This is a genomic window from Vibrio splendidus (assembly GCF_001557875.1).
Lineage (GTDB): Bacteria > Pseudomonadota > Gammaproteobacteria > Enterobacterales > Vibrionaceae > Vibrio > Vibrio splendidus_F.
Genome location: NZ_LNRF01000008.1, coordinates 87,708 through 107,820, shown reverse-complemented (window position 1 = coordinate 107,820; position 20,113 = coordinate 87,708). Strand labels below are relative to the sequence as shown.

Here is a 20,113-nt window from a genome sequence, read left to right as displayed (position 1 = left end):
AACCCACCAATAAAAAAGCCACTTTCAACGAATCGAAAGTGGCTTTTTCTTTACTACTCAGCACTCAAAATAACGAGTTTTAAACTAGCTATTAATCAGGCTTAATCCGCTTGGTAACGCGTCACCAAACACACGCTTAGACTCGCTCTCAGAAAGCTCTGTTACTTCACTCACTAGCGTTAACCAAGACTCTGGCACCTTGCTTTGCTTAAGCTTCTCAATCACTTGATTGCGATAGTCGTCAGAGATATCAAACTGACGGTCACCGGTTTTACGACAAATCATCACCGCGGCAAAGGCGATCATCTGCTCTTTATGCCAGTTCTGCTCAAGCAGTTTCGGTAACCATTGTTCAGCTTGTTCTCTAGGAATCACGCTGTGTTGGCTACCATACAAAGGTGTTCTTGAAGCCAATCGACCCAGTGCCCACCAGTGCGCTTGTTCAAATTGGTTATGATTAATCGCTTTGCTTAAGAACCAACTTGCCAGCAGTACTTTGTCTTCAACCTCAAGTTGCTCAAGTGACGCCGCTAAACGAACCATGGCTTCATAACCATTGTCTTGCGCATCTTTGGCTGTTTTAGGGTTCTTCATTGCACCTGGGTGAAGGTATTTAGCGATGTCTGCCAAGATACTCTCTTGCTGCTCTTGGTTGAGCCCGCCAGCGACACGACGCCAGAATACCCACCAGTCTGTCCAACCTTGGTGGTTCTTGAACTGAATGTTCTGTTGGTAAAGGCCCCAAATTTGTTCGATGCGCCATGAATCGGTAGGGTCACCAAAGCCTGGGCGCAGTGAGTAACCCGCCAAACGTAGCCAGTTCTTCTCGTGTGCTTCTGAGCGGCGACGACGTTTACGACCTAATGAGAACGTATCAAACAGATGACGAAGGGTCGTGAAGTCCCATTCATCGCGTTTACCTAGTCGCTTCTCAAGATCTTTCGATAGCGTTTTGATCTCTTTCGATTCAGCACTCTTCTTGTTGCCGCTGTACAAGCGAGAAATCAATTCCTTACACTCTTCCAATCTTGGGTGAAGCGCTGAGGTATCAGATTCATCGCCTTGCTTGTTTCTTACTTCAAACTCAAGCAACCAACGTTTAGAGTCATCTTCTGTACTCACACACTCCATTTTCAGTGTGCCGACTTCGGTTAACTGACAAGCAAGCAGTACTTCAACACGCTCTTTTTGGTTGGCTTGAAGTTCTGCAGTACCTGAGCCTTCCAAGGTAGAGATATACGGTGGAAGAGGGGAGAACAAGTCGGCATCCACATTGACCATCACGCCGTTTTGAATGGCAGTGTCGTGAGCAATTTGATCATGTGTTGAAGTCAGTAGATTAAATCGTACTGGCTCACCTAAAGTCAGCGAGAAGCGACGGCTGTTTAAGCGTATCTCTTGTCCTTCCTCAGTCCCCTTGGCAAGCAGACAAAGTGCTTTGCCCATCTTGTTCTTCTCTTGTAGATGCAAGAAGTAAGAACGAGCGGCACCACCACCGATTTTCAGTTGTGCACCACGGCGGGCTTTACCAAAAGCAACCGCACCAAGGGCAACAGACCAATCAGGATGAGGGTTATCAAGCACTGTGATTGGAGAACCGTTCCAGTTGCCCAGTAGCTGAGTGATTCGCTCAGTGACCAATTCACTGTTAAACACACCACCATTGAGTAGCACACCAACTGGAATTGCGGGTTTAGTGTCATCGAACTCAATCGAGTCTGAGTTTTCCAATGCGGCTTTAGACACTTGTTGGTGTGTTGCTAGGAATTCTGCAACGTGCTTACTCACCGCAGGGTCAGCCACGTAAGGCAGGCCAAATTCAACAACAGCACTGCGGCGTTTGTCTGGCACTTCTGTAAACTCAGAAAGCGGGAAGAAACCTTCCAATGCGATTTGATGAACTTCTTGTTTGGTTAAACCAATACTCTTAGTTCCGCCAAGCAGTTTAGAACCGCTACCGAGCATGGTGATCTTCACATCATCTGGTGCATTGGCAGAAAGTAGGCTCTCTTTTGCAGCGCGAGTCTGCTGAATCAGTTTGGTTAGGCTAGAGGCATTCAGCTTTTTGTTTTGATTGAAGCGTTGCTCAGCAAGGTGAGCAAGTGCTAAGTCGAGGTTATCACCACCGAGCATCAAGTGTTCGCCAACGCCGATACGGTCGAGCGCGAGTTCGTTCTTACCGTCGCTATTCGCATCGAACTTGGCTTCAATTAAGCTCAAGTCGGTGGTACCGCCACCAACATCACACACTAGAATCAGCGGGATTTTTTGAAGTTCATCCGCTGCGGTTTGTTGGTGACGGGCATACCAGTCATAACAAACGGCTTGCGGCTCTTCGAGTAACAGAATCTTACCTAAGCCTGCCAGTTCTGCGGCTTCGAGTGTTAGTTTACGCGCTGTCTCATCGAATGAAGCGGGAACGGTAACCACAACATCTTGGTCTTCAAGCTTGTTGCTTGGGTTACGGTAGTTCCATGCTTGGCGAATGTGGTTGAGGTAGCTTGCACTCGCCACAACTGGCGAGACTTTGTCGACATCAGCTGCGCCAGCCCAAGGCAGAATGTCGGAGTTACGGTCAACCGCTTGGTGTGATAACCAACTCTTAGCACTCGATACTTGGCGGCCTTCAACCTTAGCGCCCAATTCACGGGCCCATTCACCGACGATAACGTTCTTAATATCGCCTTCAACGGGGCTTGGTTCCCACGGCATTGTTAGGTCAGAAGGGGAGATTTGACCTTGTGCCGGGTGGTAACGAAACGATGGGAGTAGGGGCTTGCGAACCACTTCACCGGGGCCGATGAGTTGGTCAATATCGAAAAGAGAAACGGGAGCATGTTGTAGGTCGTCGTTGATTTCACAGTAAGCGACAACCGTATTCGTTGTGCCTAAGTCAATGCCGACTAAAAAACGAGGAGTTGCCATACAAAACCTTATTCTTCCAGAGTGATGACCAGTTTTTGATAGCTTTGGTCTTATTGTTGTTATTCGTAAACGTCATTCCTGAGAAACAGGCAGGACTAGATTGAGAACTACATTGATAAAGTAACGGCACCCGCTAAGGTGCCGTTGATTCGTTATGCTTGTTCGTTTGAGTCGTTATTTGAGTCTTCACGAACATCGAACTCAACGTGCCACTTCTGACCGTTGTCAGTGGCAATCGCTTCCAGGTATAAGGTACCTAGCTCAGTAACGCGAGAAGCCAGAGTAACTGGAACCACTTCACCTTCGCGACGGCCTTCAGATACAGGCAGTGTCACTTGGATTTCAGGAAGCTCATCAAGCTCTTCAGGCGCCCAGTGATCAAGGTGCGTGCCCGCTTGATCTTCACGACGAGTGGTTGAACCGAAGAACTGGAAGTGTACTGGCTGACCAATCACTAGACCGAACTCTTGGCTAGGTACTTGTACGCTTGAGCCTTCTTCCATACCAAATGGTGCAACACACAGTGCTTCCATCGGAGGAGCCATACCTGGGATTGCTGGCATCGCGCTTTCAATTCCTACGTAGTAAGAAGAAGCGATACCGCCACGGATACGAACGCCTTGGCCACGACGAACTGCGCCGTAGTAAGAAGCACCGCTTGCAACTGCTAGGTCTAAATCTAAACCTGAAAGCTGTTTAGCGAACTCTTCGTCAACATTGATCAGCCATTCGTTGATCGTATCTGAAAGGCGATCAGCAAGTAGGTTTGATTTTAGAACACCACCATTGAACAGGATTGCTGTTGGCTTGATGAAGTCTGCCGCTGGCGCTTCTGACCCTTGCGCTTCTGTACCGGGCATACCGGGCATGTTTGCAAACGGGTTGAAATCTTGCTGAGCCGTTTCGCCATTTCCAGAAAGCGCGTTTGCTTGCTTAGAAAGGAATGCGGCAATGTGACGAGTAATACCGGCATCTTGAGCGTAAGGCAGACCCATTTGAGTCAGTGCGCCACGCGTCTTTTGTACTGGGTGCTCAGTCACGGCTACTTTCGGGAAGAAGCCATCAACCAATGTTTGTTGTACTTCTTGCTGAGTCAGTTCTGTTTTCAGTGTTGCGCCAAGTAGTTTAGAACCACGGCTTGGTACAACGATAGGCACAGATTGCAGTTCAGCATCGTTTAGCAGTGCTTCTTTCGCATCACGACATGCGTGAGTCATTGCTTGAACCTGCCAAGGAGCCAGCTCTTTGCCTTCTTGAGCCAGTTTCATTTTCAGGCGGTAAGCCAGTGCTAAGTCCATGTTGTCGCCGCCAAGTAGGATGTGTTCACCTACTGCGATACGGTTCAGGCTTAGGTTACCGTCATCTTGTGTTACTTCAACTAATGAAAGGTCGGTAGTACCACCACCGATATCGACAACAAGAACGATGTCACCAACGTTTACTTCATCACGCCATGTGTCGTTGCTGTTATCAATCCAGCTGTAAAGAGCAGCTTGTGGCTCTTCAAGAAGCGTTAGGTGAGTGAAACCAACATTACGTGCAGCTTCTGCTGTTAGGTCACGAGCCGCAGGATCAAACGAAGCAGGAACCGTGATCGTTACATCTTGGTCTGCCAGCTTGTGTTCTGGGTTTGCGTGGTTCCAAGCGTCTTTAAGATGCTCAAGATACAATTCAGTTGTCTTAAGCGGAGATACTTTTTCCACTTCTTCAGGGCTGCCTGCAGGAAGGAAAGCATCGCGACGGTTAACACCACCGTGGCATAACCAAGATTTTGCACTTGCTACTAAACGGATAGGGGTTTTCGAACCAAGGTTACGAGCAATCGCACCCACTAGCGCTTTCGGCTCTGAAGACCAAGGAAGAACGCGAGAGCCCGCATTCATTTCATGTTCGTGCGGTTGGTATAGGAACGAGCCAAGTTGGCTGCGAGTTTCTACTGTACCAGGAGCCGTAAGCTGAGGAATTGGCATTACCTCAACGCGTGCATCTTCATTCGTTGTGTCGATGTAAGATAAAACGCAGTGTGTAGTACCTAAATCGATACCAACGCTGAACTTAGGTGCCTGATGCTCTAGACCTTGAGAAGCTAGCTCTTGCGATGATGTCTGAGTTTGGTGTTCCATTATAGCTCTACCTCTGCCGGTGCAATTACAGATGCATCGTAGTTTTCAGCAAGCTTAGGCAGGTTCATGTCAGTTGCTTTCCAACCTTTGTGAACCAGTGTGCCGTTGAATGGTGCATTGCCCGTTACGTTACCTGTTAGGCGAATTTCTTGAGGGTTGAAACCTTCAGCGATAGTGATACGTGTTTCTTCATCTTCGCTGCGGATGTGAGATAGCGTTACGTAATCGGCTAATACTTTTTGACCGCCCGTGTGAATAACACGAGCGGCTGCGCCAACTTCTTCATCAGAGAATGACGTTAGGTCTTCTTTTAGGAAGTCAATTAAACGTGCTTCTTGCTGCATGATAGACAGTAGCTGCATTGCAGAATCTGTTGGTGCTGTAGCCAGTTTAGATTCAACTTCTACTACTTTTTCGATCACACGCTCAACTTCAACAACTTTTTCTACTTCGACAATTTTCTCAACTGGCTTTTCAACTTCAACGATCTTTTCTACTGGTTTTTCTACGACTTTCTCAACCACTTTGGTTTTACGAGAAACGGCAATTAACAGTAGTAAAACGCTTGATGCAGTTAGGCCTGCGTGAAGCATATCAAACGTCTGTGGGATTAGGTTCAAATCAACGATCATAGTGATTTCTCTTTAAAATTGATTTAACGGTATATTCGTCGGTTTAAAGGAATATACAGGTTGGAAAGAAACTCAATGGCACGAAGCCGAAACGGTCACTTTCAAGCTATAAATATGGGTGGATACTAGCATATTCAAGGCTTAAGAGTTGTATTTAATGTTTTCAATCAAGTGGATTTTTGGTGTGTTAGCGTGAAATTTAGTCGAGATTTGCCTGAATATTGGCCGCTGATGTAAGAGGTAGGTAAACAATGCCTGTTTTATGTCAGTTTTTAGACCAAACATAAATGGAGCATCATTCCCTTCCGTTATATACTTTTAGCTCATTAGAGCCTATTTGGAAGCCACATGCCTCACACTACCGACCCACTAACTGGGTTGAAGAGACGAACTCTCCCATTGATCGTATTTTCGGTCAGTTTTTTGATTACAGTGTTGTGTTTTATATTAGTCGCGCTAAACCAAAACCGCGCATTGAATATGAATTTGAATAGCTTTGCTACTCACCAGACACTGAGCTTGGAAGCGTTTATTCGAAATGATGTGGCTTACATTGGCTCCGGTGCTAATTTTTTCTATTCTAATGAACCGGAAAATTGGGATAAGTTTGACCGTTTTGCTCAGCAAACCATTAACGACTCAAAGAGCCTGATTGGTTTGCAGTGGATGCAAAAAGTGCCCGTAGATGAGATTGCGGAGCACACGGCAAAAATGAAAGAAAAATACCCATTCTATAAGTTGTTTACCATTCCTAAACACAAACCCAAAGCCTACGGCTACATCTTAGATGGCGAGCCTGCTTTTATTGCTTCTGATCTCTACCCTAATACAGAAGCAAACAAAAAAGTGCTTGGGTTTTACTCTTCTCGAGAGCGGTTCAAGCTCATTTTAGAAAATATTAAGCAGACGCGTGAAGCGAATATCTCAGACAAAGTTCGCTTAATACAAGATGGCTTAGACCAAGACACACCAAAAAGTGGCATGTTGGTTTATCACCCTGTATTTGAAGGGGAGAGTGATAATTTACTCGGTGTTGTGATTGGTGTGGTTCGCACAACTTATTACTTTGAGAATCTATTGGCTTCTGCTGTGGGTGATATGGATGTCTACATTCGTGTTACTGACACGGGGTTTGAAGCCGAAGATTCCCCAATTCTATTTGAAACCGCCGGGTATGAAGGTGTGACAGGGCATCACATCACTAAGACCATTGAATTGACCAATCGGGATTGGAAAATTGATTACAAAATAGATTCTTGCATCTCTTTTTACGGTTATCTCGTGTTAACAGGAATCGCGTTGGTTGGTACAACCATTTCATTACTACTTGCTTATATCGTGAATATGCAAATCCGCGAAAAAGAACGTCTATATCAAATGTTGGATGAAAGAACCGAAGAACTTCGCTTCTTAGCTAACCATGACAGCCTGACTGAAGTCTATAATCGACGTGCATTTAACAAGGAGTTAGAAAAGGTCACTGAATCTGGTCAATCGTTTAGTTTGATTGGGTTTGATGTAGATAAATTCAAAGGCATCAACGACCAATTTGGTCACCCCGCGGGTGATGCTTTGTTGATTCATGTGATTCAACTTATCTCCGTTAGCTTGAAGGAGGGCGATCATGTGTTCCGTCTCGGTGGTGATGAATTCAGTATCATTTCCAGCATATCAGACCATGAATCGTTAGCTCGATACCTGGAATGCATTCTTCGTACAGTGAGCCACTCTCATTGTGAGTACAAAGGCCAACAGTTAAATTGTACGTTGAGTATTGGTGCGACTATTCATTCGACAGAAAACATTGAAGAGATACTTCAGAAAACCGACAGTATGCTCTATCAAAGTAAGTTAAATGGTCGAGATCGCGTCACAATTGCAGGCTAAATGAGCACTTAGTTCGACTAGGGTCGAGTTCTTTATTAGGCTCATGTACAATTTCACGAAATTTTTGACGAGAGAATTAGGCGACGTATGAATCACAATCGAGTGGTGTGTTTCGATTTGGAAATGTGCTGTTGGAGCGAAGACGGTGTAGGAACAACAGGGGAGATCATTGAAGTTGGTCTTGCTGAGATTGATCTAGCATCTGGCACTATCGTGAAGCGAGCACAATACTACGTTAAGCCAGAGAAAGACGAAGTCTCTCTATTCTGTGCCGAGTTAACGGGCATTACACCTCGTAAAATCGAAAAGCAGGGCCGCCCATTAGAGTCTGTCATCAAGTCGATGATTAAAAACTTCGGTGGTCCAAAAAAAATCTATGCAGCGTGGGGACGTGACGACCTCATTTTACACAAAGAGTGTATTGAGAAAGGCATCGAACCTCCGTTCAGTGAGTTCTTGAATATCGCAACGCTTTATCGAGTTCAGAATCGATTGAAAGACAAACGCATTGGTCACCGCGCCGCTCAAGAAGCGAAAAACATTGAGTGGGAAGGCCGTCAGCACTCTGGTTATGTTGATGCTTACAACTTGGCTAAGCTAACGCTGACGATGCTGTAGTCATTGCGTTAAACAGGCGCTTGGTTAAAAACTTAAAACCAGCCTGATTCTTATGAGTTATTCAAACTAAGAGCCACCTACTTATTAGGTGGTTTTTTTGTACCTGCTATTTGAGGGTAATTACTATCCAAAGAAAACTCATATCAGCGAGTGGTTTATCAATAGTAAATGGCTACATCGCTTATTTAACGAGTGAATAATATTGGTTTGAAATTTAGCTTTTTAATTAATATTAAATCGCAGGTTGCAGCCTTGATTGGGTAGGGCTTGATGATAGCGTTAGCTCACCCAAAACAAGGAGAATAGGATGAAGAACATTATTAAGTATGGAATGGCATTGGGAGCCCTAAGCGTGAGCGCATTGGTTTCGGCACAACCTGTTATATTGATAAATACTTTTTCAGTCGAGCCTGCTCATGAAGCCGCTACGCTAGCGTATTGGGAAAGTGCTAGAGATGTACTAGAGCAGCAACCAGGATACCTTTCGACTACACTGCACCGTTCTTTAAGCTCAGACGCGACATACCGTTTCATCAATGTTGCTGAGTGGGAAAGTAAAAAGCAATTCCATGATGCAATACAAGTGATGAGAAAAGAGCTACCACCTTTAAAAATCGAAGGGGTTTCTGCTGACCCTAACTTGTATGAAATTGTTCGCGACTAATTAGGAAACTACACAATGAAAACGACTCTAGGAACCTTTTTAGCAATTTTTAGCTTTCTATTTTCAGCTGCTCTATTTTCAACTCATGCCTATGCTGCCGCATACGGTGTGTCCGTGGCTTGGAAAACCGATGATGCTCAAGCGGTATTTTAGGTGATGCCTCAGCAGAAAAAAGCATTTGCTAACTTGATTGATGCTGGCTTGGTACAAAGGTGAGTGAGTTTACATTACCAACTCACCTTATTCTTATTTCATCTTGTTACTTGCTGAGCTTATATCTGGCTAAATTATTGGCTAAACTTATCACCATTCTTTTCTATGTATGGTTCGGCATTAGCTCAACCAAACAAATACCTTTTTGATGACCTTTTTATATATGAGCCCCTCACCTAAATGAATGCTAATAGCCCTGAAAAAATCACCTTAGATGATTCGGGTGTAGAGCTTATTAATAATACACTCACCGATTCGAACTTTAATAAGCGGGTCTCCTTGTCTCCCTCAGAAAGTCTGATCCTTGAACAGCTAGTGAAGAATAGTCCGAAGGCCGTTGGTCGAGACTTCTTGCTTGAGCATTGTTGGCCTGGCAGGGTCGTCACGGGAAGCTCGCTCAACGTCGCGGTTAAGAACATTCGCACAGCCTTAAATTCAATCGGGTGTGATTGCAAAATTCTAACGGTTCAAAAGGAAGGATACAGTTTTAGTAAACCTCAACAGCTTGATAGTTATCTATCAAACTCGACTTCTGCTAGTCAAGTTGAAGCACCTCAAATTGAAGTTCCTCTAGCTAAAGATCTTAGCGAAACCTCGGCTTCAAGGGGGGCTAATACCGAGCGCGACTGCAATGCAGGCGAGCCACTATTAGCCCAGCAACAGGAATCACAGAAACGACGTCAGGTGCAGCGCTTTATTGTTCGTCACAAATCTAGCATCGCCGGAACCATAGTCAGTGTGTTTATTCTTATGTTGTTTTATCAGTTTGCGTTTTTTATGGATAAGACTGCCTATCGCGGCATGGATGTTTATCACGACAGTTTGAATTTTGATCAAGCGCTCTTAACCGAGTTGAATACCGTGTCAGAGCTTGGTGTTGATTCGCTCTACCTACATCGCATTGGAGTTGGGTGTCAGAACATTCAAGCTGTTGCGTTGATCAATGGGCGTTGGAAAGAGATGAGCCATCACTTTAAATCGCTCTCTTGTGATGACGACAATGAAGATGAGCGAGGATAGCCGATATGAATCGTAAGTTTTGGATGCCTATCTTGTTGACGCTTTTTGTTATTCTAAATGTCGGCTTAATTTCTGGGCTCGTAACCAAAAGTACATATAAATTTACCGCGAAATATCCAATGGTAGGCTGGGAAAAGCTCTCACTTCGATTGGAAAATGGCCGTGTTAAAATGCAGTACATTGGTTACGACATCGATGGAAATGTCGTCCAAACCAAGCAAATGTTTGGTGTGTTCTTACGTTGGGGGAATCACTACTACTTTTATCAATTGGATCAAGATCAGGCCCAAGATAAACAGACGTTCAATATTAAGCATTTATATATTCAACAAACACAAGGTAAGCGCAGTGTGTTGGTATCAAATCAGCGTGGCCTTTATGTGACGAAAAAGGGCACGCCGTTAGAGCTTAAAGGCATCATGCATGGCGACCGCTTACGCTGATAGATACCATTTACTTTGATAGTTACTGTTTACTCTAATAGTTACTGCTTATCTCAATAGAGAGCATTAACACGAGTAGAAAGCCTTTGGTTAGCTTTTACCGAGGACGTTCAACTTAGTCTTGATAAAGTCACTGTGGTCGACGTAGAGCAGTTCTGCTGTTTTACGGATCACAGAGTCTTCGATAGGGTCAATTTCCCCGTCGGCGTGCGCCACTTCCCACATAGCTTTGATTAAATCGATTCGCACTGGCTGTGACAGCTCACGCAGTTGAGAGGTGAAATCATACAAAGAAACAGATTGTTCAACTTGCGGCTCAGCTTGTTGTAACAAGGCTTTCGACTCTTCTTCAGTAATGCCCAACAGACGTTGCAGTAAGCTCAACTTCGCTTCTTGTTCTGACTCGTTGATTTCGTGGTCTGCGCCTGCGACTTCGCATAACAAACTGGCGATAGCTAAGTTTGGTGAGGCGATAGGCGTTTTGCCTAAATCAGAGCCTTCGACCAACTGTTTAAATAACGATGTAAGTGAATTAAACATAAGAGCGTTCCAGTAATGGTGAATATTATAACTATTGGGCCTACAAAGTGTGATCGCAAGCCCTTTTACTTAAAACTGACATTACGGATAAGCCAGCAATAAGGAACACATCCTAGTCCGGTTCCGGAAAACGCGTGACCTTGCCATCGCCGCTCAGGGTGGTAATTGATTGCGGTTTCCCATCGTTGTCTAGCCTCAATTCACCAATCGCACTGCGATTTGAAAGGCGATAGAAGGTCTGATTGTCAGGGCTTCGCTTTTCGATCTTCAAGCGTTTACGCTTAGTGAAATAGTTCAAGACTGAGCGAGGGCTGTACAATAAACGGTCCCATACATCGCAGAATTTAAGCAGAGGAGCAGGGAATTGATTTTTAATGCCACTACAGGTGATTTGATAGATGTTCGGGCTGTTTCGGCGATATCTCAGCTTGATATCGTAAGCAAATGAGTAGTGAACATCGCCAGAAAGCACCACGAAATTGGTCGGTGTTTTAGTATGGGTAAAGATGCTGATCAGCGTATTAGCACTGCCCGGATGTGCCATCCAGTTTTCAGCGTCTATCACTAATGGCTTGCCGATTGTGGTCGCCATCTTTTGCAGTGTTTCAATAAACTTCACGCCAAACATCGGTGCAGCAGAAACGATCACCACTTTATCTTGATGCAGTAACTGATGTTGGAACTCAATCAAGGCTTCCCAGTCCATTAAACCTGAAGGTTTATTCATGCGTGACTCTGAACGCCAACGGCGGGTTCGTGTATCTAACACTATGACTTTGGGTGAAGTATCTATCGTGTAATGCCACTCTTCAAAGCGATTCAACATCTCAATGAAGGCTTGATGCTTGTCTGGTTCTATTCTGCTAATAGAGTGAGTAGTCGCTGCATCATTGGCTTCATTATGCCTTTCTGTAATGGCACGCACTTGAACAGTAAAAAGTTGTTTTGCTTGCTCGATGAACGCTTCGTTAAAGCTTTCCGGTTTGTTACCCCAACCCTGACACATCCAGTAGGCGGCAAGGCCATTACCAATCACTTGAGTAGCGAACTGGTTTTGATCGACAGCATGTTCCCAGCCCACGGTAAGGTTCCAATCGTCAGTAACATCGTGATCGTCGAAGATCATGTAAGTCGGAATGTGCGCGAACAGACGTTGTACTTGCGGCAATCCAGCAATGAAATCATCGATGATGACGCTTTCATCACGCCACTGTTGCTGCTCAGTCGGTGTTAATTGGCGTCCTCCTTGAGTGAAGTTATTCTCAATTAAACGCTCTCGATTGACGCATTGCCACAGTGTCGGGGACCAAACCAATAGGTACATGGCGATAAACTCAGACAGCGTGACCAAGTGGTTTTCACAATCGGTAGAGCTAAAAATCGGCACGCCACGATTCGGGAAGAACTTATTGAGCACGGATTCTGACGTCGAGTGGTGCGGCAAGTACTGATGGCGCTGATATAAGTGATATTCACTGTTATACAGAGCATCACTGCTGTTGATTTGTTTAATTTGCGAGTCAGTCGGCAAGCTCTCACCAACAAGACCAAGCCGTTGAATCACTTGCTGGATAGCATCAAGCGTTGGGCCTGCCACATGGTCGGCGTAGATCTGGTCACCGCTCATCATCAGCATATCGGGTCTTTCTACGATGCTTTGATCGGCAATCTTGTTATCGGCTGCGACTAAACTGTCTTTGCTTGGATGATGTGGATTACGACAAGAGCCATGCAAAATGTAATCAGCCGAGGTCGATATCTTAAACTCAACGCGAGATTTGCCGTTGTAAACAAGGTGAGGGGCGAGCTCTTTTAGTGAACCTGATTCTGTGTGAAGATCATATTCAAGGGGCGTATTGGTTGGAAACTCACCTTGTAAGCGAATTAGCGTTACCCACGCATGTGTACCGATTTGAATCGAATCATGCTCTTCAAGCGATGAGGTATAAAACGGTTGGTCTTGCTCTACGTTGGAATGGCCGATTTCTCCAACGAGATCTGTTTCGTTAACATACAGCTCAGCTCTGCCTGTAAGAGGTGAGCTGGTGGCTAACCACAGAACCACTTCGGTTGCTGTGGTTTTTCTTAAAATGGGTCCGGCGAGTAACAGGGGAAGAGATGATGTCGTAGAGGGTTTCAATACGGTACCTAAAATCGTTAGTGGCTAGTCGTCGTGGTGTTCTATTAATTCGAGCTTATTCGTTTGAGGCTCACTCGTTTCAGACTCTGTTGTTTCAAGTATTTCGATAACTTCCGAGCTAGAAAGTTCATGGCCCATTAGAAATATTGCCAATAGGGCATCGGCTTTTGTCTTGGTGTCGGATGTGTCGTCTAACACCTGCTCCAGTTTTTCACGAATCATCGCGATTTCGTGTTCAACAAAACCGCGGCCTTCTTCATCCCCTTGATTGTCTTCAGGGGCATTATCAAATTCAAGGAATAGCATATCGCCGTCTAGGTTGGTATTCACCAAGCGTTCGGGTAGCCACGCCTCACCCATAACAATATCTGGATCGGAATATTTGGGTAAGTGATCTATAATGTTTTGTAATTCGGAGACTTTCACAATACTTTCATTTAACCGAGAATATTCTACATTGTAACGGTCAATGCCGATCAAACCTAAAAATAGTTAGCCGTCATGGCTAATATATGTCTATTCAGTAACACAATATTTATTACAAAGAGTAATTATATAAGAATGAAGCTCAAATATTTACCGACTCTCACTTCATCTGGCGTGGTTTTACTAAGTAGCGCTTTCTTAAGCACTAACCTGTGGGCTGCTGAAGAGCAAGAGTGGGGGATTGCGGCGATGTTTCGTACCGCCAGTATTCCTTACGACACGTCAGGTGGGGACCAAACGGTTAGCTCTTTTGTTCCAATGCTATTTTTCAAGAACGACTATGTGTTCATTGATGGTACTGAGATGGGAGCCTATCTCTATCAAACCGATGACGAGAAATGGTCTTTCAATGCTATCTCTCGCATGCGCTTTATTGATATCCCAGCATCTGAGCAGAACGCGATTGAAGGCGACACTGCGGATTTTGGTGCTCAACTGACTTACCAACTTGATGGCCCTTGGTCTGTCGAGACGGAATTAATGAGTGACAGTGAATTTAACCTTCACGGTAACTTACGAGCGAAAGCTAAGTATGAAACCGGAGACTGGGAGTTTTACCCAAGCGCGACACTTCGTTATAAAAGCGCTGATTTCAACAGTGAGTATTACTCAGCTGGTAATGAAACCATTGGTGCCGGTGTTGATCTGAATGTCGGTGTAGAAGCCCGTTACCATGTGATTTCGAACTTGTACTTATTGGGTTCAACCAGTGTGACTCGACTAGACGATAACGCCTACGATTCGTCAGTGGTTGAAGATCGTTATCAAGGTGAACTGTACCTTGGCTTTGGTTTCTTCAACGACAAAGAGAAAGCACCCAAACCTAAGTTAAGTAACGCACCTTATCTGCGTGTTGCACACGGTTGGGCAACGCCATCGAACATTGGCGACATCATGAAGTTCAACGCGGAGAAAGACGAATACAACAACCAACTCACATCGTTCTTTTATGGTCACCCTTTAACGGATGAGATCTTTGGTTTCCCGTTGGATATTTATCTAACGCCGGGTATTGCGCATCACTGGAGTTCAGACGTTCAATCCAGTAGCACGGAATACATCATTGCTATTAAGGCTTACTACACATTCAATTGGCCAACACAATGGCGATTTGGTGTAGCAGAAGGTATGTCCTACATAGATTCGATTACTTATATCGAAGGCTCTGAGATGGATCGTAAAGGTTACACAGCCAGCCACCTGTTGAACTACTTAGACTTCTCATTTGACGTTAACGTAGGTGATTTGATTGGTAAGAATGACTTGAACAACTTATGGTTCGGTTATTCATTACATCACCGTTCTGCGATCTTTGAAAACGCGTCTCAGTTCGGACGAATCAAAGGCGGCAGTAACTACAACACGGTTTACTTTCAATATGAGTTTTAAGCGCAGCTTTTAACGGTCGTATTTATAGATAGGGTATTTAACGGCAGCTTTTAGCCGTAATTTGCTAAGTACAACTTACATTTGACCTCGCTTTCATAGCTCCTGCGAGTGTTAGCGTGATTAATCAGCCTGATAGCAAAAGGTTTTCCCTTTGCTGTCAGGCTTTTTTGTTTGAGACTTGTGATATAATCGCGCGAGTTTAATAAGTACAAGAATAGGACACGCTTTGACTTCGTCTCCGGAAAAAGCAGATAACAACAAGAATGCAGCACAGCCAAGTTCTTCACAGAGCAAAGCCAAGCCACACAAAGCTGCATCGAAAAAATCTGCTGAACAATCAAATGCCAAAAAAGCTGAACAATCAGCGACAAACAACAAATCATCTCAGAATAGCCCAGCCTCTCTTCGTAAAGCGCTCAACGAATGTATGATGCGCGATCGCTTCCGTTTGAGTAAGCGAATTGCTGGTGCGAGTAAAATTAAGAACGAACAAGCTAAGCACGCTGTCTTTGATGAGATTGCGTTAGACATTGCTAAGTCGATGATGACAGCAACTCAGCGAGCTGCACAGAAACCAACGATTGAATATCCAGAAATTCTTCCTGTTAGCCAAAAGCGCGAAGACATCGCGAAAGCCATCGCTGAAAACCAAGTGGTTATCGTGGCGGGTGAAACGGGTTCGGGTAAAACCACTCAGCTACCAAAAATCTGTTCTGAGCTTGGCCGCGGCCGCTTTGGCCTAATTGGTCATACTCAGCCTCGTCGTCTTGCTGCACGTTCGGTTGCGAACCGTATTGCTGAAGAGATGGAAACACAGCTGGGTGACTTCGTTGGTTATAAGGTTCGATTCAACGATCAAATCTCTGACAACACCCAAATTAAATTGATGACCGACGGTATTCTACTGGCGGAAATTCAACACGATCGTTTCTTAAGCCAGTACGACACCATCATCATCGATGAAGCGCACGAACGTAGCTTGAACATCGATTTCATCATGGGTTACCTGAAAGAGCTGCTGCCAAAGCGTCCTGATCTGAAAGTGATCATCACATCGGCAACCATTGACCCAGAGCGTTTCTCTAAGCACTTCAATAATGCACCAATCATTGAAGTCTCTGGCCGTACTTACCCAGTAGATACGCGTTACCGCCCACTAGGTGGTGATGACAGTGATTCAGACCGCGACCAAATCGAAGGCATCTTTGAAGCCGTTGATGAGCTGTGTGATGAAGGCCTTGGCGATATCTTGATCTTCATGAACGGTGAGCGAGAGATTCGTGATACTGCAGATGCATTGAGCAAACGTAACCTTCGTGATACTGAAATTGTTCCGCTTTACGCACGTCTATCGGCAGGTGAGCAGAACCGTATCTTCCAGTCTCATACTGGTCGACGTATCGTGCTGGCAACCAACGTGGCAGAAACCTCGTTAACGGTTCCGGGCATCAAGTATGTTATCGACCCGGGTACGGCGCGCATTAGCCGCTATAGCTACCGTACTAAGGTACAACGCCTACCGATTGAGCCTGTCTCTCAAGCGAGTGCTAACCAGCGTAAAGGTCGTTGTGGTCGTGTTGCGGAAGGTATCTGTATTCGTCTGTACTCAGAGGAAGATTTCGAATCGCGCCCAGAGTTTACGGACCCAGAGATTCTTCGCACTAACTTGGCTTCTGTAATTCTTCAGATGACAGCGCTAGGCTTAGGCGACATTCAAGCGTTCCCATTTGTTGAAGCGCCCGATAAGCGCAACATTCAAGATGGTGTAAGGCTGCTTGAAGAGCTTGGTGCGATCGCGACCGTTGAACCGTCTGCAAACAAAAACAAGAACCACGGCGATGACAAGAAGAAGCTAACCGCGATTGGTCGTAAGCTGGCGAAACTGCCTATCGATCCGCGTTTAGCACGTATGGTAATTGAAGCGCCACGTAACCGATGCCTACACGAAGTGATGGTGATTGCGTCTGCGTTGTCGATTCAAGATCCGCGTGAGCGTCCATCAGATAAGCAACAATCGTCTGATGACAAGCACAAGCGTTTCTTCGATAAAGAGTCTGACTTCATCACGTTTGTGAACCTGTGGGACTACATTAAGCAGCAGCAAAAAGCGCTATCGAGCAACCAGTTCCGCAAACAGTGTAAGCAAGATTACCTGAACTACTTACGTATCCGTGAATGGCAAGATGTGTACTTCCAAATTCATCAAGCAATGCGTGAACTGGATACTAAGTTGAATACAGAACCGGGTAGCTACGATGGTATTCACATCTCATTGCTATCAGGTCTGCTTTCGCACATCGGTATGAAAGACCAAGAGAAGAATGAATATCAAGGTGCACGTAATGCTCGCTTCCATATCTTCCCAGCGTCTGGCCTATTTAAGAAACAGCCTAAGTGGATCATGTCTGCCGAGTTGGTGGAAACCTCGAAACTTTGGGGTCGGGTGATTGCGAAGATTCAACCTGAATGGATTGAGCCACTGGCGAAACACCTGATCAAACGCAGCTACAGCGAACCACACTGGTCGAAGAAGCAAGCAGCGGTAATGGCACACGAAAAAGTGATGCTTTACGGAATCCCAATTGTTCCTAAACGTTTGGTGAACTACGGTGCGATTGATGCAACCGTCAGCCGCGAGTTGTTCGTGCGTAGTGCATTAGTAGAAGGTGAGTGGGAAACCAAACACGCCTTCTTCAAGCAGAATCGCAAGCTTCTACAAGAAGTGGAAGAGCTTGAGCATAAATCGCGTCGTCGTGACATCTTGATCGATGATGATGAACTGTTCGATTTCTATGACCAGCGTGTTGGCGAAGAGGCTGTTTCAGGCCGTCACTTCGATACATGGTGGAAGAAGACCAGTCAAAAAACCCCCGATCTGCTGAACTTTGAAAAGTCGATGCTATTCAGAGGTGATGCAAGCCACGTTACCGATTTGGATTACCCGAACTTCTGGCACCAAAACGGTATCAAGCTCAAGCTAAGCTACCAATTTGAGCCGGGCGATGATAACGATGGTGTAACGGTCCATATTCCGCTACCTATCTTGAACCAGATTGACCAGAACGGTTTTGATTGGCAGATCCCGGGTCTACGTCAAGAGCTAGTGATTAGCTTGATTAAGTCGTTACCTAAAACGCTACGCCGTAACTTTGTGCCTGCGCCAAACTACGCCGATGCATTCTTGGCACGTGTTACGCCACTTGAAGCTCCGCTGTTGGATTCTCTTGAGAAAGAGCTACGTCGTATGACTGGCGTGGAAGTGGTACGTGATGACTGGAAGTTAGACCAGATTCCAGAGCACTTAAAGGTAACATTCCGCGCTGTAGATCATCGCAAGCGTAAGCTGAAAGAACAGAAAGATCTGCATGAGCTAAAAGAGAGCCTGAAAGACAAGGTTCAAGAAACGCTTTCTAAGGTTGCTGACGACGATATTGAGCAGCAAAACCTGCATACGTGGAGCTTTGGTGAGCTACCAAAAGTCTACCAACAGAAGCGTGGCGGCTACGATGTTAAAGCTTTCCCTGCGCTGGTGGATACCAAAGACAGCGTAGAGATCAAATTGTTCGAGACCGAGCAAGAGCAGATCTCTGCAATGAAATCGGGTCAGCGTCGTTTAATCTTGTTGAACGTACCATCGCCGATCAAATACTTGCACTCGAACTTGCCGAACAAATCGAAACTTGGTTTGTACTTCAACCCATACGGACAAGTACTTGATTTAATCGATGACTGTATCGCTTGTGGTATTGATAAGCTGATTGAAGAGAAAGGCGGTTTAGTTTGGGAACCAGAGCAGTTTGAAGCACTGAAAGAGCACGTACGTGCAGAGTTGGGTGATACGGTAGTTGAGATTGCTCAACAAGTTGAAACCATCTTAACCACGGCATTCAGTATCAGTAAGAAGCTAAAAGGCCGTGTTGATCTTTCTATGGCATTCGCACTTTCGGATATAAAAGCTCAGGTAGAAGGCTTGATTTTTAAGGGTTTTTCCACAGAATGTGGGTGGAAACGCCTGCCGGATATTCTACGCTATATGAGAGCGATTGAACGCCGCATGGAAAAACTGCCAATTGACCCGAACAAAGATCGTCTTCATATGATCAAAGTTGAGTCAGTAATGAATGATTACAAAGAACTGCTGAATAAAATTCCAAAAGGGATCGCGGTTCCAGAAAATGTAAAAGAGGTGCGTTGGATGATAGAAGAGCTTCGTGTAAGCTTCTTCGCACAGCAGCTCGGTACGCCTTACCCAGTATCAGATAAGCGTGTTAAAAACGCGATTGATGCTTGCTAAAGGAATAAAGCTAGACGCAATAGCAAGGTTTAGGTATAAATCTTGCTTATTGCATTACTAATTGAATAGTTATTACATACAGGGCGACTTGGTGGCAATTTATTACCACTCAAGGCCTGCCACTAGGACGAAAAAGGTCGAATATGAAAAAAACGTTATTGGCACTAGCACTGCTAGGTGCATCTTCAACAGCAATGGCTGATTCTTGGTTGTACGGCGGCGTAATGGGTGGTCAAAACTCATTAGGTAATGAAGAAGAAACAGCGATGGGTATCCACGTGGGTACAGGCATCCTGCCACTAATCGGTATTGAAGCGGGTTACTGGGATCTAGGTTCTTTCGACAGCGTTAAGTACGGCAACCGTGACCTTACAAACCTAGATGCAAGCACTGCTTACCTAGCGATCAAACCAAGCATCGACTTCGGTCCTCTTCACGTATACGCGAAGGCTGGTGTGCACACTTACGATCTTAAATCTGACGGCTTCAATCAATCAGGTGAGGATGTAATGTACGGTGTAGGCGCAGAATACTTCATCTTTGGTCCACTATCTGTAGGCGCTAGCTACCAAAACTTCAAAATGAAAGATGACGACTCAGGCGTATTCACGCTAAACGCGACTATCCACCTACTGTAAGCAATCAGTAAGGCGATCGTAAATAGCGGTCGGTTAGTCGTGAAAGAGTTCGTAGAATTCATAAAAAATGCCAGCTTGATAGCTGGCATTTTTGTATCTAT

At 45.2% G+C, this 20,113-nt stretch carries 15 protein-coding genes; 9 read left to right on the top strand and 6 right to left on the bottom strand.

Going from position 1 to position 20,113, the window contains the following annotated elements; all coding sequences use genetic code 11:
- Positions 1-84 precede the first annotated feature (84 nt).
- The 3 genes from ATB74_RS17495 to ATB74_RS17485 form a co-directional block, all read right to left on the bottom strand.
- Complete coding sequence (locus ATB74_RS17495; RefSeq protein ID WP_061019278.1) at positions 85-2,925, bottom strand: Hsp70 family protein; 2,841 nt, start codon at positions 2,923-2,925, stop codon at positions 85-87.
- Between the two features lie 152 nt (positions 2,926-3,077).
- Positions 3,078-5,048, bottom strand: a complete 1,971-nt coding sequence (locus tag ATB74_RS17490; protein ID WP_061019277.1) for an Hsp70 family protein — start codon at positions 5,046-5,048, stop codon at positions 3,078-3,080.
- Entirely contained in the window at positions 5,048-5,680 is a 633-nt protein-coding gene (locus tag ATB74_RS17485; RefSeq protein WP_048658430.1) for a DUF2760 domain-containing protein, read from the bottom strand. The genes ATB74_RS17490 and ATB74_RS17485 overlap by 1 nt, the downstream gene beginning before the upstream one ends.
- A gap of 348 nt (positions 5,681-6,028) precedes the next feature.
- On the opposite strand from ATB74_RS17485, the gene ATB74_RS17480 reads away from it, so the two are divergent.
- The 6 genes from ATB74_RS17480 to ATB74_RS17460 all read left to right on the top strand — a co-directional run bounded on the left by ATB74_RS17480 (position 6,029) and on the right by ATB74_RS17460 (position 10,525).
- Complete coding sequence (locus ATB74_RS17480; RefSeq protein WP_060981758.1) at positions 6,029-7,567, top strand: sensor domain-containing diguanylate cyclase; 1,539 nt, start codon at positions 6,029-6,031, stop codon at positions 7,565-7,567.
- Positions 7,568-7,654: 87 nt separating this feature from the next.
- Positions 7,655-8,185 carry a 3'-5' exonuclease gene (locus tag ATB74_RS17475; protein ID WP_017068784.1) on the top strand — a complete coding sequence of 177 codons (531 nt, stop codon included), beginning with the start codon at positions 7,655-7,657 and terminating at the stop codon, positions 8,183-8,185.
- Positions 8,186-8,492: 307 nt separating this feature from the next.
- Complete coding sequence (locus tag ATB74_RS17470) at positions 8,493-8,849, top strand: antibiotic biosynthesis monooxygenase family protein (RefSeq protein ID WP_061019276.1); 357 nt, start codon at positions 8,493-8,495, stop codon at positions 8,847-8,849.
- Positions 8,850-8,864: 15 nt separating this feature from the next.
- Complete coding sequence (locus ATB74_RS24145; protein WP_155645071.1) at positions 8,865-9,002, top strand: hypothetical protein; 138 nt, start codon at positions 8,865-8,867, stop codon at positions 9,000-9,002.
- Between the two features lie 375 nt (positions 9,003-9,377).
- On the top strand, positions 9,378-10,082 hold the full coding sequence (locus ATB74_RS17465) for a winged helix-turn-helix domain-containing protein (protein WP_061019331.1): 705 nt from the start codon (positions 9,378-9,380) through the stop codon (positions 10,080-10,082).
- Between the two features lie 5 nt (positions 10,083-10,087).
- Positions 10,088-10,525 carry a hypothetical protein gene (locus tag ATB74_RS17460; protein ID WP_060981760.1) on the top strand — a complete coding sequence of 146 codons (438 nt, stop codon included), beginning with the start codon at positions 10,088-10,090 and terminating at the stop codon, positions 10,523-10,525.
- Between the two features lie 90 nt (positions 10,526-10,615).
- On the opposite strand, the gene ATB74_RS17455 is transcribed toward ATB74_RS17460, so the two are convergent.
- The 3 genes from ATB74_RS17455 to ATB74_RS17445 all read right to left on the bottom strand — a co-directional run bounded on the left by ATB74_RS17455 (position 10,616) and on the right by ATB74_RS17445 (position 13,685).
- Entirely contained in the window at positions 10,616-11,065 is a 450-nt protein-coding gene (locus tag ATB74_RS17455; RefSeq protein WP_061019275.1) for a TerB family tellurite resistance protein, read from the bottom strand.
- Between the two features lie 112 nt (positions 11,066-11,177).
- Positions 11,178-13,205, bottom strand: a complete 2,028-nt coding sequence (locus ATB74_RS17450; protein ID WP_061019274.1) for an alkaline phosphatase D family protein — start codon at positions 13,203-13,205, stop codon at positions 11,178-11,180.
- A 24-nt stretch (positions 13,206-13,229) separates the two neighbouring features.
- A complete protein-coding gene (locus ATB74_RS17445) occupies positions 13,230-13,685 on the bottom strand; it encodes a hypothetical protein (protein WP_081090137.1) in 456 nt (151 codons plus the stop codon).
- An 81-nt stretch (positions 13,686-13,766) separates the two neighbouring features.
- Between ATB74_RS17445 and ATB74_RS17440 the strand changes: the two genes are divergently transcribed.
- From ATB74_RS17440 to ATB74_RS17430, 3 genes are all read left to right on the top strand, one after another.
- Complete coding sequence (locus ATB74_RS17440; RefSeq protein ID WP_061019272.1) at positions 13,767-15,080, top strand: MipA/OmpV family protein; 1,314 nt, start codon at positions 13,767-13,769, stop codon at positions 15,078-15,080.
- Between the two features lie 226 nt (positions 15,081-15,306).
- Positions 15,307-19,374: an ATP-dependent RNA helicase HrpA gene (hrpA, locus tag ATB74_RS17435; protein WP_061019271.1), complete on the top strand. Its 4,068-nt coding sequence runs from the start codon at positions 15,307-15,309 to the stop codon at positions 19,372-19,374.
- 143 nt (positions 19,375-19,517) lie between these two features.
- Entirely contained in the window at positions 19,518-20,012 is a 495-nt protein-coding gene (locus tag ATB74_RS17430; protein ID WP_060981766.1) for an outer membrane beta-barrel protein, read from the top strand.
- Positions 20,013-20,113 lie beyond the last annotated feature (101 nt).

Excerpts from the sequence above, each read along its gene's own strand:
- ATB74_RS17495 (WP_061019278.1), bottom strand. The coding sequence starts at position 2,925 with ATGGCAACTCCTCGTTTTTTAGTCGGCATTGACTTAGGCACAACGAAT.
- ATB74_RS17490 (WP_061019277.1), bottom strand. The coding sequence starts at position 5,048 with ATGGAACACCAAACTCAGACATCATCGCAAGAGCTAGCTTCTCAAGGT.
- ATB74_RS17485 (WP_048658430.1), bottom strand. The coding sequence starts at position 5,680 with ATGATCGTTGATTTGAACCTAATCCCACAGACGTTTGATATGCTTCAC.
- ATB74_RS17480 (WP_060981758.1), top strand. The coding sequence starts at position 6,029 with ATGCCTCACACTACCGACCCACTAACTGGGTTGAAGAGACGAACTCTC.
- ATB74_RS17475 (WP_017068784.1), top strand. The coding sequence starts at position 7,655 with ATGAATCACAATCGAGTGGTGTGTTTCGATTTGGAAATGTGCTGTTGG.
- ATB74_RS17470 (WP_061019276.1), top strand. The coding sequence starts at position 8,493 with ATGAAGAACATTATTAAGTATGGAATGGCATTGGGAGCCCTAAGCGTG.
- ATB74_RS24145 (WP_155645071.1), top strand. The coding sequence starts at position 8,865 with ATGAAAACGACTCTAGGAACCTTTTTAGCAATTTTTAGCTTTCTATTT.
- ATB74_RS17460 (WP_060981760.1), top strand. The coding sequence starts at position 10,088 with ATGAATCGTAAGTTTTGGATGCCTATCTTGTTGACGCTTTTTGTTATT.
- ATB74_RS17455 (WP_061019275.1), bottom strand. The coding sequence starts at position 11,065 with ATGTTTAATTCACTTACATCGTTATTTAAACAGTTGGTCGAAGGCTCT.
- ATB74_RS17440 (WP_061019272.1), top strand. The coding sequence starts at position 13,767 with ATGAAGCTCAAATATTTACCGACTCTCACTTCATCTGGCGTGGTTTTA.
- ATB74_RS17430 (WP_060981766.1), top strand. The coding sequence starts at position 19,518 with ATGAAAAAAACGTTATTGGCACTAGCACTGCTAGGTGCATCTTCAACA.